The organism is Psychrobacillus sp. FSL K6-2843, assembly GCF_038626375.1.
GTDB lineage: Bacteria > Bacillota > Bacilli > Bacillales_A > Planococcaceae > Psychrobacillus > Psychrobacillus faecigallinarum.
Window position 1 is genome coordinate 3,348,273 of record NZ_CP152021.1, and the last position, 16,345, is coordinate 3,364,617.

14 protein-coding genes and 2 riboswitches are annotated in these 16,345 nt (G+C 36.9%); of the genes, 2 read left to right on the top strand and 12 right to left on the bottom strand.

Going from position 1 to position 16,345, the window contains the following annotated elements; genetic code table 11:
• Nucleotides 1-25: 25 nt before the first annotated feature.
• The gene (locus tag MKY94_RS17040; RefSeq protein WP_151112786.1) at nucleotides 26-706 is read right to left on the bottom strand and encodes a hypothetical protein; all 681 of its coding nucleotides are present in this window, start codon (nucleotides 704-706) and stop codon (nucleotides 26-28) included.
• A gap of 122 nt (nucleotides 707-828) precedes the next feature.
• Between MKY94_RS17040 and MKY94_RS17045 the strand changes: the two genes are divergently transcribed.
• Both MKY94_RS17045 and MKY94_RS17050 read left to right on the top strand, forming a co-directional pair.
• Nucleotides 829-1,041 carry a hypothetical protein gene (locus MKY94_RS17045; protein ID WP_340863732.1) on the top strand — a complete coding sequence of 71 codons (213 nt, stop codon included), beginning with the start codon at nucleotides 829-831 and terminating at the stop codon, nucleotides 1,039-1,041.
• Between the two features lie 289 nt (nucleotides 1,042-1,330).
• Entirely contained in the window at nucleotides 1,331-1,681 is a 351-nt protein-coding gene (locus MKY94_RS17050) for a YciI family protein (RefSeq protein ID WP_342577473.1), read from the top strand.
• 143 nt (nucleotides 1,682-1,824) lie between these two features.
• Here MKY94_RS17050 and MKY94_RS17055 read toward each other — a convergent pair whose 3' ends face one another.
• The 11 genes from MKY94_RS17055 to rlmD form a co-directional block, all read right to left on the bottom strand.
• Nucleotides 1,825-4,206 (bottom strand): polyprenyl synthetase family protein, encoded by a 2,382-nt coding sequence (locus MKY94_RS17055; protein ID WP_342577474.1) that lies wholly within the window; start codon nucleotides 4,204-4,206, stop codon nucleotides 1,825-1,827.
• A 218-nt stretch (nucleotides 4,207-4,424) separates the two neighbouring features.
• Entirely contained in the window at nucleotides 4,425-5,777 is a 1,353-nt protein-coding gene (locus MKY94_RS17060; RefSeq protein ID WP_342577475.1) for an SMI1/KNR4 family protein, read from the bottom strand.
• A gap of 229 nt (nucleotides 5,778-6,006) precedes the next feature.
• Nucleotides 6,007-7,323, bottom strand: coding sequence for an aromatic acid/H+ symport family MFS transporter (locus MKY94_RS17065; RefSeq protein ID WP_342577476.1), 1,317 nt, complete (start codon nucleotides 7,321-7,323; stop codon nucleotides 6,007-6,009).
• Nucleotides 7,324-7,551: 228 nt separating this feature from the next.
• Entirely contained in the window at nucleotides 7,552-8,469 is a 918-nt protein-coding gene (locus tag MKY94_RS17070; RefSeq protein ID WP_144541326.1) for a LysR family transcriptional regulator, read from the bottom strand.
• A gap of 281 nt (nucleotides 8,470-8,750) precedes the next feature.
• A complete protein-coding gene (locus MKY94_RS17075; RefSeq protein ID WP_342577477.1) occupies nucleotides 8,751-9,854 on the bottom strand; it encodes a hypothetical protein in 1,104 nt (367 codons plus the stop codon).
• Nucleotides 9,855-10,255: 401 nt separating this feature from the next.
• Nucleotides 10,256-11,107 (bottom strand): DegV family protein, encoded by an 852-nt coding sequence (locus MKY94_RS17080; protein ID WP_342577478.1) that lies wholly within the window; start codon nucleotides 11,105-11,107, stop codon nucleotides 10,256-10,258.
• A gap of 512 nt (nucleotides 11,108-11,619) precedes the next feature.
• On the bottom strand, nucleotides 11,620-12,231 hold the full coding sequence (gene thiE / locus MKY94_RS17085) for a thiamine phosphate synthase (RefSeq protein ID WP_151112770.1): 612 nt from the start codon (nucleotides 12,229-12,231) through the stop codon (nucleotides 11,620-11,622).
• Nucleotides 12,222-13,034 carry a bifunctional hydroxymethylpyrimidine kinase/phosphomethylpyrimidine kinase gene (gene thiD / locus MKY94_RS17090; protein ID WP_342577479.1) on the bottom strand — a complete coding sequence of 271 codons (813 nt, stop codon included), beginning with the start codon at nucleotides 13,032-13,034 and terminating at the stop codon, nucleotides 12,222-12,224. The genes thiE and thiD overlap by 10 nt, the downstream gene beginning before the upstream one ends.
• Complete coding sequence (gene thiM / locus MKY94_RS17095; protein WP_342577481.1) at nucleotides 13,031-13,714, bottom strand: hydroxyethylthiazole kinase; 684 nt, start codon at nucleotides 13,712-13,714, stop codon at nucleotides 13,031-13,033. Before thiM ends, thiD begins: the two co-directional genes overlap by 4 nt.
• 40 nt (nucleotides 13,715-13,754) lie before the next feature.
• Complete coding sequence (gene tenA / locus MKY94_RS17100) at nucleotides 13,755-14,444, bottom strand: thiaminase II (RefSeq protein WP_342577482.1); 690 nt, start codon at nucleotides 14,442-14,444, stop codon at nucleotides 13,755-13,757.
• Between the two features lie 73 nt (nucleotides 14,445-14,517).
• A riboswitch (TPP riboswitch) is annotated at nucleotides 14,518-14,615 on the bottom strand.
• 59 nt (nucleotides 14,616-14,674) lie between these two features.
• Nucleotides 14,675-14,772: riboswitch (TPP riboswitch) on the bottom strand.
• Between the two features lie 202 nt (nucleotides 14,773-14,974).
• Nucleotides 14,975-16,336: a 23S rRNA (uracil(1939)-C(5))-methyltransferase RlmD gene (gene rlmD, locus MKY94_RS17105; RefSeq protein ID WP_342577483.1), complete on the bottom strand. Its 1,362-nt coding sequence runs from the start codon at nucleotides 16,334-16,336 to the stop codon at nucleotides 14,975-14,977.
• Nucleotides 16,337-16,345: the final 9 nt, after the last annotated feature.

The following is a 16,345-nucleotide window of genomic DNA, read 5'->3' on the forward strand; positions in this document are numbered from 1 at the left end:
TTAAAAGTAAAATCGATAAATTTCGTTAACTCCATCGATTCACCATTACTCGATCATACTGATAACGTCTAATGATAATGCTTAACTTTTGAAACCATTGGTTACAGGCTCCCATCGCCTCTTCGTATTGTTCAGATTCCTTATAATCCTCTTTATAATCTTCCAAATAGGTAAAAGAATGGATAGGCTCTGTTAAATCATCGGAAACGATTTTAAAGCAAAGACTAAATTCAAACTCTTCCTCGTCATCTTCTTCATCTTCTTCCTCATCTGTTTCCTTTTCATCACCGGATTTTATGCGGCTGCTAAGTATACCCTCTTTAGGAAACATCGAGATAGTTTCTCCATCCTCTAATAAAGCAGCTTCTAATATTTTATTGAAAGGAATATCTTTTATCTCAAAGTCACTTCCCAGCTCTTCCCGACGAGCGATATAAAGAATATTAGTAACTTCATTGATCAGTAAAGCATTTAAATTATTGGGAGACAGTAACATTTGAGTATGTGGAATCTCTTCTAAAACCTCTTCTGTGTTTCTTCTATTCTCTGCTATAATTTCTTCACTTCGCCGCTTCCATTCCCAAGTTCCCCAAAAGAACAATGCCACAGAAACGATTAAGTAAAAACCAATGGAGCGAATATGATCCATTGAAAATGACAGGAAGAAATATATAGCACTTAATAGATAGATTATGAATATTTTCATGTTCACTACCCCTTGTCTGTTATCTCTTTATAGAGACTTTATTCGAGAGATTATGAATTTATTCTTGAATCTATCATTAAATAAAATTAGAAAGGAAATACCTTTCGCTTAAAGTAGGAGGATTGTTTAACAAGGTTATTGAATCTATATGGAAGTCAATCGATACAAAGGAGAAGAATTATGAAGAAATCAATAAAACTTATTATGCCAAAGACGAAGTTTATTCTGTTACTTTCAATAATACAGAGACCGACACTACTGGAAGCCTTGTAATTATTATAGATATGGACTTGATTTCCGCTCTAGGCGGACGCGTTCCGCGGGGTGAGCGATAAGCCATCACCGTCGCTTACGCGCCGTTGTGTTGTCTTATCTGTCTCACTCATCCCGCCGGAGTCGCCGCCTGCCACTACAATCAACAAATAAAAAATTTTCGTGGTTAATACGTAAAGTGCTATTTATGCAATACCTTTTTATAATTCCTATTCCCTTCATTGATTCCTATGAAGTTCCTGACACTAAAGTTCCCTATTTTTCATTAATATGTCGAGAAAATACCGGCTTGTTGTCTTATAAAGTGATCAATTAGGGGATATGTCTCTAAAAAAGTAGGAGGAAGTTTTTATGCTATTTATGATGATTGTTAAAGCCTCGAAGAATTCGGAAGCTGGAAAGCTGCCGAGCAATGATCTTATGGAAGCCATGACGAAGTACAATGAAGAATTAGTTAAGGCAGGCATACGAGTTTATTCTAAAGGACTACATCCAAGTTCAAATGGGATTCGCATTTCGTATCCGAAACCAGGCGAAAAACCGGTAGTTTCCAATGGTCCATTTACTGAATCGAATGACTTGATTGCCGGGTTCATACTCATTGATGTGAAGTCTAGAGAAGAAGCCATTGAGTGGGCGCTGCGGATGCCGGACCCGCAAGGTCATGGGGAAGGTCAGATTGATTTGCGTCAAGTATTTTAGGAGCCGGATAACTTTATTGTAACTAACGGACGCATATATACTTTAATAAAAAGACAAAAAATGAGCTTGGAGTAGCATCTCCAAGCTCATTTTTCTATACAAATCAATCATTAACTTTTTGGCTGCTAACATGGGGACAAATCTTATTGTTCTCGATTTATAAGGTAGTTTAAAAAATGTTTTAGAAAGGTTGTATCTTTGGACACGTGCTGAAGTGCATCCATTGCTAGACAGTAATTTTCCCACATTTCGATTGTGGCAGCTTCCTGACCCAGGATAGAAACAAATGTAGAGCTATTGTTTTCCGCGTCTTTTCCAAGGTCTTTACCGAGTAGCATTGCATCTCCTTCTACATCGAGTAAGTCGTCCTTAATCTGAAAGGCGATGCCAGCAAAACGAGCAAACCTTTTTAAAGCAATTATTTCCTCTTCCTTTGCGTTGGCAAGGAGAGCTGGCATTACAAGAGCTGCTTCAAATCCTATCCCTGTTTTATAAAAGCATAAGGTGTTTAACTGATCTCGACTAAGTGGTTTTCCTTTAGATTCCAGATCCATAGCTTGCCCTTTACACATATCGGCTATTGTTTGGGAAGAATATTGAATCATCTGAAGTACCGTTTTTGAATCAAATTGATTTAGTTTAGTCTGCTCCCAAATTGCTTTTTGAGTGAGAAAAAGACCGGTTAATTCGGATATCGCTACGTTATAAACTTCATGTAGAGTTGGACGTCCACGTCGCATCGCTGCATTATCCTGAGCAGGTAAATCATCAAATAGAAGAGAAGCCGTATGAAGGTATTCTAATGATTTCAAAAGTGGCATTATTGCAGTTTCATCTAACTCGTACACCTTTACACTCATAAACCATGTAACAATCGGTCTCAGCCTTTTGCCATCCCCTTCCAAGCTATAATTTGCTGCCTCGGCTATAGAATCTCTTCCGAAGGAAGAACTCTCCGTGAGAGGAATGGCTAATATTTGGTTTATTTCGTTTCGCACTGTTTTAATCGTATTTGAGAAATCCTCTCTCTCCTTACTTTCATTCTTTAATACGGTAATCATGTGATCACGCAGTAATTTATCAAAAAAGTCCACGTCAGCTGCTTTTCGAACCATTTCTTGTAGAAGTTTATTGAATCTTGGATTTCCGAATCTAAATAGACTCATAATTTCTTTGTATTTGTTTGTACCTACACGCTTTTTCAATCGCTTGAGTCCATTTATGGCTCTGTCCAATATTACTTCTCGTGTTTTCTCGTCAGAACCATAAACATTATGGATTAAGTTGCTAATGACAGTCCAATATAATTCAAAGGGGTTAATCAGGTCTGGTCGAGTCCCGTGATATTTTAAATAATATGTATAGGGAGTTACCGCTCCATCTTTCATATCTTCGAACATATCTGCAAAATCATCTGACAGCTGATTATAAATACCGTAGTAAAAAGTACGGTTATCCATCTCCTTATCGTCAGAGGCACTAAGGACTGAACGGACGATAAGCCTAGATGAGGATGCTTTTAAAATAACCGGTATATATAGTTCTTCATTCGTATAATGAGAGTTCATTAAATTCTTTTCACGATCTACTTCCTGTGAATGGAAAAACACATATGCTTGCTCAAAAAATTTGTTCCTTCTTTCAGGATGCTGATTTTGCTCAATATACTGAAAAGCCTCACCAAGCTCCTGATGTACATAAGTGATCAATTCCTCGTTTTCTCCAAGCCATTCTCCCAATTTTGGTACTTTGCCTGTAGTAAGCGTTGTCCTGATTAAATTTGCATATTGCTTTTCTTCTTCGTCCGACAAAATCTTGGCATCAAGCAAATCGTCAATAAATGGATAGGTCAATCCATAGGAATATCCCAGTCTGATAGCTTTATCGAGCCTTGCAGCACGCTCATCAGATGATATATCACTGTCCATCTCCTCATTCTCTTGCATAATAACCCCAGCAATTATTTTTATAAGTTTTCGTTGGGCGTGCTCTGCATCCATTCCCTTTGGTATATGATTGGACACTTGCTTTAGCTTGTTTAATAGCCAAATATAAGTTAATTCCACACCATCCTTCTTTGCCATCCGATACAGTCCAACCATACTAAATGCTTCAGCTTCCTCGCCATCTGGCTTAGAATTGGTAAGCTGATCCTTTAAGCTACTCACTACACTATGAATTCTGGTCTGCGTATTTGGGGAATCAAGGGACTTTCCTAAATCACGGAGAAAAATATAGGAGATGCTCCTGTTTAAGTAGCTATCTAGCTTCCCCCTATAATTTAAGTACTGTATATAATGGTTAAAGTTCTTAGAATCGTCCTTTCCTTTTCCAAGCGTAAAAAGGGATAACATGGGATGATGAACGTGATCAGATTTCCATGTTTTAATATCGTCCGTTAACACCGGAATATAGCTTTTTTCTGTGGCCTGTACAGTAAGTTTATTAAAATATTGGGCTGCCTTTTGCTCAGCTTCCCTATAGCATTCATCAGGATTTATTATTGGTTTTAAATAGATGTTCATCTGTCACCTTCATTTACTGTTTTTTTATCCGTTCTGGAAATCATCCAGCTGTATAGCATTGCTATTATAACCCACATTTCTTTATTTCTTCACTTGTACCCCTTACTTCTAACTAATTACTTAATATCAATTTATTCTTCAATGTATCTCTAAATGCCTATACTCATTTGGAAGGTGATGAAAAAGAGGGCAGCAATTTTGTTAGTTGTGTTCTTAGCTTATCCTTCCATCACATAATTAGTGTAAATTTCATCTTGTTCGTCGTTAATCTCTCCCATAATGGTATAGTTCATTTTTTTATCGAAAAGATCTTTTGTTGCAATAAAAGCATTGAACGGACAAGTAAGTGATTGAAGGTTATCCAGTTCCTGGAGAGCTGAATAATTCTCCACTTCCTCGAATCTAATATCCTGTAGATTCATCATCCCTTTTAGAACATCCAGATTACTCATTTTAATCCTCGTAATATCAAGCTCACGCAAGCTGAAAATATCTTTAATACCATGAAGATCAGCTGTTTGAATACCTGAAAGATTTAAGTGACTTAACTTCTTACAGGATGCCAAAGGAGACAAATCATCTATTACTAAATTTTCAAGTGACAGCTCTTGAAGTAAAGGCAGCTCTTTCAATACAGATATGTCTCTTACTTTGGTGTTTCCAATAGATAATTGCTTTAAATCTTTAAGTGGCTTTAAAAACTCTAAATGCTGCAAAGATGTTTTGGCCAAATAGAGTTTTTTTAAGTCTTGCATCTCAGCAATTGGTGTGAAGTCTGTGATCTCTAATCCACTTGCGATTAATTCGCGGACGTTTTGAAAGTAAGCAAGTGGTTTTAAGTTAGTTATATTAGATGGAAATAACCTAAGGGTTATTATGTTTTGTAACTCATGAATCTTACTAGGCGTTTTTCCTAACATTTGGGTAAGAAAGTTTGTCCAGCTTTCATCCAGCTCCAGAGGTACATCCTCTCCTGCACAAGGAGTCTTTTGAAGTTCAATGAGATTATCAAAAAAGTGACCATAATCTCCCCATATAACGTATGGATTACCGTCTTCCTCCGTAATTAGAGAACAATTTCCGTTCTCAAATTGTTGTATTAGTAGCTCGAGGAGCGCATCAAAGCTTTCACTTATGACAAACATTTGTCTTTCATCCCGCCCAAAATTTATAATTTGTCCAGCTTTCCCATTCTCCCCAGGTGCAAAGTCCATCGCAAGATAGTTTCCTCCATAATCGTATGCTATAGGAATCCATCCTGGATGGTAGTATGCCTCTTGGATTTTATTCTTTTCGAATGAAATGACATCGGTAACGGACTCTTCATAATAGTTGTTGTACCCCTTCCATGCCGATAAAATTTCTTCGATGGAATACCAGGTTAATCCAAACATTAATCCTAACTTTTTTTCACCATTATGAACAGAATACGTAGCTTTAAAGGATTCAGGTAATGGGTAGCCAGTTTCCAGCTCTAATTTTAGGAGTTCTTTTTTAGATGCACCTTTATTTAAGTATTTTTTATTTTTCGTTATGTATTTTTCAAGTCTTTTAAAGAATTCTTTCCCCATTGCTAAACCCCTCCCTATTTACTTCTCTATCTTTATTAAACCATATAAACCGAAGAATTTTTTTGTAATTTTGGAAAAATAAATGAATTCATATTAGGAGTTGGTTAAGTCGATAGATAGTATAAAATATCAATAATTTTACAATAAAAAAATCAGGGGTGTTGTTCATTCAACACTCCTGATTTCTAGGTAAGTCTTCACCAAAATATGATGAATTCCTTGTATTCTGTTATGATAAAGATTCTTTTTTAAAGGCTATTTCATTAGAAACTAATTGCTTCTCTACTGCATAGTCTGCATGGACTTCACGAATGAAACTCATAGCTATTGCGCCAAAGATTGCAGCAATACCAATTGCAAAAAAGTTAAACTGTGGCTGCAGATTAAAAGTTAATAAAATTCCCATATAAGTTGGAGCAACAATCGAACCGATACGTCCAAAAGCCATTGTACTTCCTAGAGCAGCTGCTCGAATATCGACAGAATAATATTGAGCTACATATGCATTAGACATGTTTTGTAAACCGACTGATGCAGCACCTATAATGGCAATTAACCCATAAGCTATATAAATATTTTTTGAGTAGCCAATCAGTATTAATGAGATAGCCCCTACTAAGTAAAGTGGAATAAGGACACGTTTGAAACCAAGTAGTTGAATAATGTTACCGAAAATCATTGTACCAGTTATGGCACCAATTTGAAGTACTGCAACAAAGAACAGACTAGATTTCAGATTATAGCCTGCATTCATCATTAAAGTTGGAAGCCATGTATTTAGTGAATACATGAGGATAAATGTACAGAAGCAAGACAGCCAGAACATCATCGTGCTTAATCCAAGTTTGTTTTTAAAAAGATCACGAACCGATGACTTTTGTTGCTGTTCTTGATGGACATATTTAAATTGAACATCTTTAGAGATCATTGGGTTTATTTTTTGAAGGACTTTGACAAGACGTTTTGTATCCTTTTGTTTAATTAAAGAATTAATAGATTCTGGAATGATACGTATAGCAAAAGGCAACACAAGCAGTGGTAAGCCGGCTATCCAGTATACCGGTTGCCAACCGAATCTTTCGAGCAATACCTGCCCGCTAAACGAGGCTAGAATTGCACCAACGGAGTAACCGCAAAATATGATTGAAATAATTGCAGCACGGTGTTTGGACGGAGCGTATTCTGATATTAAAGCAGCTATGTTTGGCATAACACCACCAAATCCTAAACCTGCAATAATACGAAAAACAATAAATAAAATCGGTGACGTTGCAAATCCAGATAATAATGTAAAAAAGCTGAATAAGAAGGTCGTTAAAATAATAATACGCTTTCTTCCAAAACGATCTGAATACAGACCGAATAAAACAGCTCCAACTGCTGTACCGATTGTCGTATAACTACTTATCGCCCCCGCTACTAAATCAGAGATTCCCCACTCCGCTTTTAACATTGGAATGGTTGCACCATAAATGACCACATCATAGCCGTCGAACATCATGATAAAAAATAAACAAAGAATAAGCACGTAATGAAAGACTTTCAATTTACTCTGATTAACTATTTCAATCGGGTTGACTGTTTGGTACCTCCTATATACACGTAGTTTAAGGTAGATAATTAGCTATCATTTCTATTTGTCTCGCAACAGTTTGATAGAAAATAAAGGGATAGGCTATTAAAAAAGCAAAGCAATGTGTATGTAAGGAAATTTTAGCACTATACAATTGGTAACATGTAACACTTATTAAGTATCTCTAGCTATAGTTTTAAACTATAGCTGAACTTGTTCTTCAGCAATTGTTTCTTTTAAATATTCAATATATATAGTCGCTAAAGGACTGTTTTTTACATTTTTATGTGTAATATATCCAACTGTAATCCGTTCATCTACAAGTAAAGGAACTGAAACGATGTTATTACTATTTAGTTCATGACTTATCACACCAGTTGATATTGTATAACCATTAAGTCCAATCAATAAATTAAAGAGTGTCGCTCGATCACTAACTCGTATATTCTTTGGCCTAGAAAGAGTACTTAAAATCTCCTCAGAAAAATAAAAAGAATTATAATCTCCTTGTTCAAAGGAAAGATAAGGATAAGGAATTAAATCTGATAAAGTTACAAATTCCTGCTTTGCTAGCGGATTTCTAGAGCTAATAAATACGTGAGGCTTTGCTTCAAACAGCTCTTGAAAGATGAGATTACCTTCTCTCAGGAATTTATGAATCACTTTTTTATTAAAATCATTTACATATAAAATACCAATTTCACTATGTAGATTTTTTACATCTTCAATAATTTCATAGGTTTTGGTTTCTCTTAATGTAAATTCGTATTCATCTCGATTGTATTCCTCTAGCAGACGGACAAATGCACTTACCGCAAAAGCATAGTGCTGAGCTGATACAGAAAAGTGTTGCTGGGAAGATTGAATATTGGAATAGCGATTTTCCAGAAGATTTGCTTGTTCAACCACTTGTCGAGCATAACCTAAAAACTCTGCGCCTTCAGGTGTCATAATAATTCCTTTATTAGTTCTTTGGAAAATGATAATCCCTATTTCATTTTCTAACTCCTTTAGTGCATTTGAAAGACTTGGCTGGCTAATGAATAAATTTTGTGCAGCCTTACTAATAGAACGACTTCTTGCAACTTCAATTACATATTTTAACTGTTGAAGTGTCATTATTTTATACCTCTTTCTGATACTAATTTATAGTTTTAAAAGAAAGTGTGTCTCTCGTTCTCTATGATTTAGTTTTACTTCATTGAGATGTTCACACTAAATTGAACAACCAATACATTCTTCTAAATTTTTATGAATATTTTAAAACATAACTTAAATTTTGTAATATTACAATAACTTTTAATTTCACAACGCTTCCATTAATTCTTAAAACTTTTATTAAACACAAAAAAAGACAGTTAGCTAACTGTCTTCTTTAAGTAAAAAGTAAATACCTCGCACTATTTTATATATATAATGCTGCTGTTATAGTTTCTTTCATCCAGTTCTGTAACGGAAATTTTTTTACCTGAAGGGCTCCATTTGATTTTCGCATTTCTGACATTTGGAGCAATTTGTATGGATTTACCGGTTGATACATCGTACAGGTATAGTCCACTACTGTCTACATCGTTGATAACAGAATCTAATTGATATGCAACCATTTGCTGATTGGGAGACCAGGAAGCGCCAGTCACATCAGAACCTTCAGTAATAGTACTTTGTATATTTCCATCGGCATCAGCAATTTTTAGACTTTTCTTAGTCTCTGTTGCTTGAGTAACTAGCATTTGCTTTCCATCAGGCGAGAGTGTGATTCCATCCGCATTTTCCACTTGCAGATTCTTTTTTTCTTTGGTCACCAGATCCAGCATATATACCTGAAAGGTTGGACTGTCTGTAGTTATATAATAGATTTTTTCCTTCATTTTATGAACTGTGAACAATTGTTCCTCCTGAAGCTCGGCAATTTGAGTTAGTTTACCTCTCGTGTCAGCCATATATGCCCCTCCTGCATAGGAAGCACCGATTACATTTTGCTCGTCAGTCCACCCAGCTGTATAGGCGCTACCAATAATGTCCTCCGTCACAGAAGATTGCCCCACGTCCTCCAAACTCATCAGATAATAGGCTACATCCCCAATAGAGTATTCATAATACAATAGATGTTTTTTATCTGGAGACAAAATTGCCCCACCAAGGAACATGTCTTTTTGGGCTTTTATCGTTTTAAACTCTTTTGTGTCCAATTTGTACTCATATATACTTCTAGGGTAGAACTCTGCATTCTCTAAGAGACTCATTTTTCCAAGTTCTTGGTTTTCTTTTGCAAGGACAACGGTCTGTTCATCGATCCAGTCGGAAATTTCCATTCCCTCGTATTTTTCAATTTTTTCGATTGTAACAAAGTCTAAATCGTTTTCGTTGCTTTCGTTTTCATTATCGACAATGCTATCATCTGGCTCTTCCATGTCTTTACTATTTTCTTCTTGCATACTGCAAGCAGAAAGAGTCAATACGACTAAGAGGAGGACAGTAATTTTGACAAATCCTAAATTTTTCATTTGAATCATCTCCTTGTCTATTATCATATGTAAAAACATCTAATAACCTAAACTACTAATTAAATAATTTTACTTATACAACAAATAAAATGATCCTAGTCGTATTCCCCTCTTTAAGTAACCTGACACGTTTTCAAGATTCTACTTCCTAATTAATTATACCATAAAATGGTAATTGGAAGTTTAGGAAACAGCCAAATAAAAAAACGAAATCCATCATTGGAATTCGTTTTTCTTATCCTAATTTTAACTTAGCGACCACTTCACAATATGTTTAGTGTATATGGTAAATAGGAGATGTTGGTGAGTTTTAAAGAAAGTGCTTGATTCGCTTAGACACACAACGCGACCAGTACTTATAAGTAACTTTATAACTCATTGATGTTTTTTCAGAACTTTTTCTAATTTTCTACCCCTGCAATCCCAAAGCCTCCAGGTCCAGCATGGGTAGAAATCATTGCACCAGCTTGCATCCATGTTACATTTTCGAAGCCTGTTTCCTTTGCGATTTCATCCACTTGCCTCTTAATACTTTCATCAAGTCCGATAGAATAGATCAAATACAGCTGTTTTCTATCAATATCATATTGGTTTAAGTAATCTTGCATGAGCTTTTCCGCTACGATGCTCATTTTCCCACGATACTTTCTAGTGGAAACAAGCTTTCCTTCTTTTAGCTCAATGCAGGGCTTTATTTTTAATAATGACCCTCCAATATAAGCCATGTTACTTACGCGCCCACCCGATCTTAGAAAGTCCAAACTGCCTGGTATGAAAGCCAGCTTTGTTTTAGGAACGATAGATTCTATTTTTTCTATTAGCTGATTATGATCAATGGAAGGTTCTTCCTCCATTAAATTGGCAGCATACAGCACAACTGCAGCTAATCCTCCTGTCACGTTTAGCGTATCAATTAGGAAAAGATTTTCAAAATCCTCCGCTGCAATTAACGCACTTTGAAAGGAAGCAGATGCTTTTGACGTATATCCAATGTGAATAATGATGCTCTCAGGAAAATTAGTTCTGATTTTCATAAACAACTCATGATACTCATGTGTATTCGTTGCTGTTGTAGATGGAATTTTTTTTGTGCGACTATGATAATCGAAGACTTCCTCTACAGGCAGCTCTCCATCTAAATAATCCTTCCCATCCATGATGACGTGCATCGGTACCACTTGAATTTGATGTTTTTCAACCAGGTCCTTCGGTAAATCCGCTCCACTCTCTGTTGATAAAATTATCCTTCTCATAGTACATCCCCTTCAAATAACGCATTCAATGCTGCGTACTTATTTATTTTAGTTATCCTAAATATACACTAAAAGGGGAAAATATACAGATTAATAATCAGAAGATTTCCATATGTAATGGAATATTAAAACTAAGTTAGACAGATAAAACAAGGTATTAAGCTTAGCAATGACGTAAAACCACCTATTCTTTTTCGGTTTAATCCTACAATACTTACTTATCCCCATTCTTATCTGATTAAAAATAGGATAAATATAAAAGCAGACGGTTTAGAAATGCATTATAGCACTACTAAACCGTCTGCTTAGTTACTTTAAACTAATTCCAACCATGCCACTGCTTCGCATTATGTGGCAACACTTTGATGCTAGTGGTTTAAGCAATTAGCTAGGACTTGCTATAGTTAAAGGTAGCCTTTTCATATTTATCTTCATACTTCAATGCGTATAATGATTAATGAAGTTATAGATTTTATAACAAATTATATTTGTATTAACTACGAAAATTCACTTTAAATTTCTCTAACAGTCTTCCAAATATCTTCACTAAGACTAATGGCAGAAATAACTGCAACACCATTAGCCCCAGCTTCACGTACGATGCTACTGTTTGTTGGTGAAATACCACCAATTGCTACAATGGGGACATTCGGATAGTCAGTTCTTGCTTTCTTTAAAAATGCAACCCCTGCTGGTGGTTCGGCATCTTTTTTTGATGATGTTTCAAAAATGGGTCCAATCCCAACATAATCTGCACCATTTGCAATCGCCTTTTCCAGTTCCTCCATCGTATGCACAGAAACACCGATGATTTTATTTTCTGCACGCTTACGAAACATTTCAATATTTAAATCATCCTGACCAACATGAATCCCATCAGCATTAAGCTTTAAGGCTAGCTCTACATCGTCATTTATTAGAAATGGCACTTTGTAAGCGTGACATAAATTTTGGCATTTACGTGCAAATTGTACATAGGAATCCCCAGTAAGTGCATTTTCACCCTTTTCTCTTAATTGAAACATCGTAATACCGGCTTGTAATGCTGCTTCTAACACCACTAAAGGATCACGCCTACAATTAATCGTACCCATAATAAAATATTTATCGAGATTTAGTGACATACAACATCACACTTCCCCTCAAGCTGACGATAGGCAAAATGATTCGTTGGACCAAAACCATGCCCAATATTTAATGGATTGCCAATCGCTAAATGGACAAATTTTTTCGCTTCCAAAACGGCTTCTTGCAAAGATTTTCCTTTTGCTATTTCTGCTGTTAATGCTGCTGAAAATGTACAGCCTGTTCCGTGCGTATGTTTAGTTTCAAATCGATTCGTTTCTAAGACAAAAGGAACCTCCCCTTTTATAAACACCGCATCAATCGCTTTGTCACCAGCTAAATGTCCACCTTTCATAACCACACATTGTACCCCAAGGGAGATAATATCTTGAGCAGCTAGAAATAGTTCTTGTTCCGTATGAATGGAGCGACCACTTATGACCTCGGCTTCTGGTATATTTGGTGTGCAAACAGTTGCAATGGGTAGCAGCTTATTTTTAAGAGCTTGTATAGACTCTTGTTGAAGCAAGCTGGCGCCGCCCTTCGCAATCATCACAGGGTCAACGATAAGAGGTAAGCCTCTATTTTTAAGTGTAGCAGCGACACACTCAATAATCTCTGAATTAAATAACATGCCTGTTTTAATCGCTGTCACATTAAAATCTTCAAGGACCGCCTTCAATTGTGCTTCTACAAATTGTACTGTTGTTGGAAAAATGCCCTGTACACCTAACGTATTTTGGGCGGTTAAGGCAGTGATAACACTTGTACCAAATACACCAAGCTCTTGAAACGTTTTAATATCTGCCTGAATGCCTGCTCCGCCTCCACTATCTGAACCCGCTATCGTTAATGTAATCATTGGTGTCCCTCCGCTAAATATTCAAGTTGATTTAGAAAATTCATATGGAATGTCCCAATCGTTGAATACGCATTTGAGCTTGCTTGTTTATAATCACGAAGTAGATTCGCAAGATCTTCGAATTCATTTTCACAGCTTGCGAGCTCTGCTGCACAAAGGGCACTTAATAGACAGCCACTTCCTGTCATTTTCGTTACCTTTTCATGACCACCTACGATCCATTCTATTCTGATACCATCTGTAATCACATCTTGCTCACCTGTCACAATCACAAGACAGTTATATTTGTTTGCAACATGCATGGCCGTCTCAGCTACATCAAGTTCACCCACGCCACTATCGACGCCTTTTGCTTGCCAGGTAACACCTGCAATAGCCGCGAGTTCTCCGACATTACACCGAATTAGATTAATTTTAAGTTGTTGTAATATTTCCATCGTTGTTTCTAATCGAAAATTCGTTGCCCCTGCACCGACGGGATCAAAAACTATAGGAATGTTCTTCACATTCGCACTGTTTCCTGCTAGAAGCATTGATTTTATTGTCTGTTCATTTAATGTGCCGATATTTAATAAAAGCGCATTCGATTTTGATGCCATTTCCGCCGCTTCTTTAACCGCATCGGCCATCACAGGTGAAGCTCCTATTGCTAGTAAGCCATTTGCTGTAAAATTGGCCACGACATAGTTGGTGATACAATGCACTAAAGGTTTTTGTAGATTAATTTTTTGTAGGCTCATTCATATACACCCCTTTTGTCCAATTTTGCATCGTCCATGGCATTTCCCAAAACATCCACTCGTAATAACAGCTTTTTTCAAAATGTGCCTTTAAAACCTTTTGTTTCATGGGCTGTTCCTTCGCAAAACGATTTAACATCGACTTTTGCTTATTGATCGATTGAAGCATTTCGTCAGATGCATATAATGCAATCCATTGCGCATACAGCGGTATATTCGGACGAGCATACTTAAGCTGTTGCCCAATTTCTTGATAGAGCCAAGGGCAAGGTAATATAGCAGCAAATGCTTCTGTTACATCGCCATTATGTACTGCATTGTACATATGACTCACATAATTATAAGTAGCTGGTGCCACCTCAAAATTTTCAATTTCTTCGGCCGTTACATTTAAGTCTTGAAAAGTTGTACGGTGAAGCTCAAGCTCTGCTTCATGAATAAATCTCGCACTGTTTAAAAAGTACTGAATGTCCTCATCATTTGTTGCCTTTGCAGCTGCTAAAGCTAAGACTTTTGTGTAATGCTTTAAATAATACGCATCCTGTAGCATATAAAACTTGAACTTTTCGAGTGGTAAACTACCATCAGCAATACCTTGCACAAACGGATGGTTAAAACTAGCCTCCCAATAAAATTGCGTCTCCTGTCTAACTTTTTCACAAAACTCCATTTTTTTGTCCTCCTTAATTGGTGGACGTAAGTGCAAAAAAGGCGCCTCTAATAGAGACGCCCAAAAAGTGTAGACTACACCCATGATTGCTCCCTACGCCAGTGTTAACTGTCAGGTTCTAAGGGTCAGGTTTTAACCTTCTCAACACAATGTGTCCCCCCGCAATTAAAGTATTTGCAAAAGAAAAGCTCCACGTAAATAATACGCGGAGCTTAAGTAAGTACATATTGATCATCGTGTACTTTGCTCCCTACGTCCGTATTAACAGCCAGGTTCTAAGGGTCAGGTTTTACCTTCTCAACACAAACGTGTCCCCCTGCAAATTCATTTAATTACACTAAGTTTAACTGAAAGCACCACGGCAAACAAGATAATAATCACGACGTTTCAAGTACGAATTTAAAAATGAATCAAAGACCCTAGTAGATGTATTGAATTTATATCATAAGTAGGAGCTTCTTCCAGGCTTAATTTAGGTAAGAGAAAAATAAAAAAAACGAATTCCAAAATCAGAATTCGTTTGTGAAAACTTATGCTAGTTCCAGCCAAGCGACAGCTTCGCAATGTGTCGTCTGCGGGAACATGTCCACTGGTTGAATTTCCTGTGTCTTATAGCCTCCATCTTCTAAAATGCGAAGATCACGTGCAAGTGTTGCTGGGTTACATGAGACATAAACTACACGTTTTGGGCGTTGCTCTATGATTGTCGTCAGAAGTGCTTCGTCGCAGCCTTTTCTCGGAGGATCCACTACTAGAACATCTGCATTTTTTCCTTCCTTGTACCACCGTGGAATGACTTCCTCTGCTGGGCCAGCTTCAAAGTATGTGTTAGTGAAGCCATTTAGCTCTGCGTTTCTTTTTGCATCCTCAATCGCTTGAGGGACAATTTCTACACCCAACACTTGCTTCGCTCTTTGTGCTAGGAACAAAGAGATTGTACCAATTCCGCAATAAGCGTCAATCACTGTCTCGTCACCTGAAAGCTGAGCATAATCGAGTGCCTGTTTATATAATACTTCTGTCTGCTCTGGGTTTACCTGATAAAAGGAACGAGCAGATATTTCAAATCGGACATCTCCGATTAAATCCTCAATCGTTGGTTTCCCCCACAATAGGTTTGTTTCGTCTCCAAAGATAACGTTCGTATTTCTTGAATTGACATTTTGCATAATCGAGGTGACTTTTGGTTCTGCTTCTCTAATAAGTTCAATAATTGCTTCCTTCTTTGAAAGCTTAGGATGCTTTGTTACTAAAACGACCATCACTTCGCCAGTTGCTCTGCCTTTACGGACTACTAAGTGACGCAGCTGACCTTTTTTTGTGTCTTCATTGTAAGGGACTAAATCTAGCTCTAATGCCTTTTCCTTGAATGCTCTCATCAATCGATCAGCTTCATCCGATTGGATCAAACAAGTTGGAGTGTCTGCAATTCTGTGAGACTTCGCCTGATAGAACCCTGCAATCACCTTTCCATCCGCTAAACCAAATGGAATTTGAGATTTATTACGATATTCCCAAGGGTTGTCCATTCCTTTTACAGGTAATACTGGCGCATCAATCTTACCTAATCGTTGCATAACATTTCGAACCATATTTTCTTTCCATTTTAACTGACCTTCATAATTGATATGCTGGAGCTGACAGCCGCCACATTCATAAAATACCGGACATGGAGCTTCTACACGAAATGGGGAGGGCTCTACAATATTTAATAATTTGGCAAAGCCATAGTTCTTTAATGTTTTTAAAACACGTACTTCCGCTTTTTCATCTGGCAGACCACCATGTATGAATAGTGGATAGCCGTCGACCTTAGCAACGCCAGATCCATCATGTGTCAAATCCTCTATATAAACCGCTAACTGATCATTCTTTTTTACTGGTGTGTTCACTTTAAATCT

Bases quoted from the DNA above. Each gene is read 5' to 3' on its own strand.
- MKY94_RS17040 (WP_151112786.1), bottom strand. From the start codon at position 706: ATGAAAATATTCATAATCTATCTATTAAGTGCTATATATTTCTTCCTG.
- MKY94_RS17050 (WP_342577473.1), top strand. From the start codon at position 1,331: ATGCTATTTATGATGATTGTTAAAGCCTCGAAGAATTCGGAAGCTGGA.
- MKY94_RS17055 (WP_342577474.1), bottom strand. From the start codon at position 4,206: ATGAACATCTATTTAAAACCAATAATAAATCCTGATGAATGCTATAGG.
- MKY94_RS17060 (WP_342577475.1), bottom strand. From the start codon at position 5,777: ATGGGGAAAGAATTCTTTAAAAGACTTGAAAAATACATAACGAAAAAT.
- MKY94_RS17070 (WP_144541326.1), bottom strand. From the start codon at position 8,469: ATGACACTTCAACAGTTAAAATATGTAATTGAAGTTGCAAGAAGTCGT.
- MKY94_RS17075 (WP_342577477.1), bottom strand. From the start codon at position 9,854: ATGAAAAATTTAGGATTTGTCAAAATTACTGTCCTCCTCTTAGTCGTA.
- MKY94_RS17080 (WP_342577478.1), bottom strand. From the start codon at position 11,107: ATGAGAAGGATAATTTTATCAACAGAGAGTGGAGCGGATTTACCGAAG.
- thiE (WP_151112770.1), bottom strand. From the start codon at position 12,231: ATGTCACTAAATCTCGATAAATATTTTATTATGGGTACGATTAATTGT.
- thiD (WP_342577479.1), bottom strand. From the start codon at position 13,034: ATGATTACATTAACGATAGCGGGTTCAGATAGTGGAGGCGGAGCAGGC.
- tenA (WP_342577482.1), bottom strand. From the start codon at position 14,444: ATGGAGTTTTGTGAAAAAGTTAGACAGGAGACGCAATTTTATTGGGAG.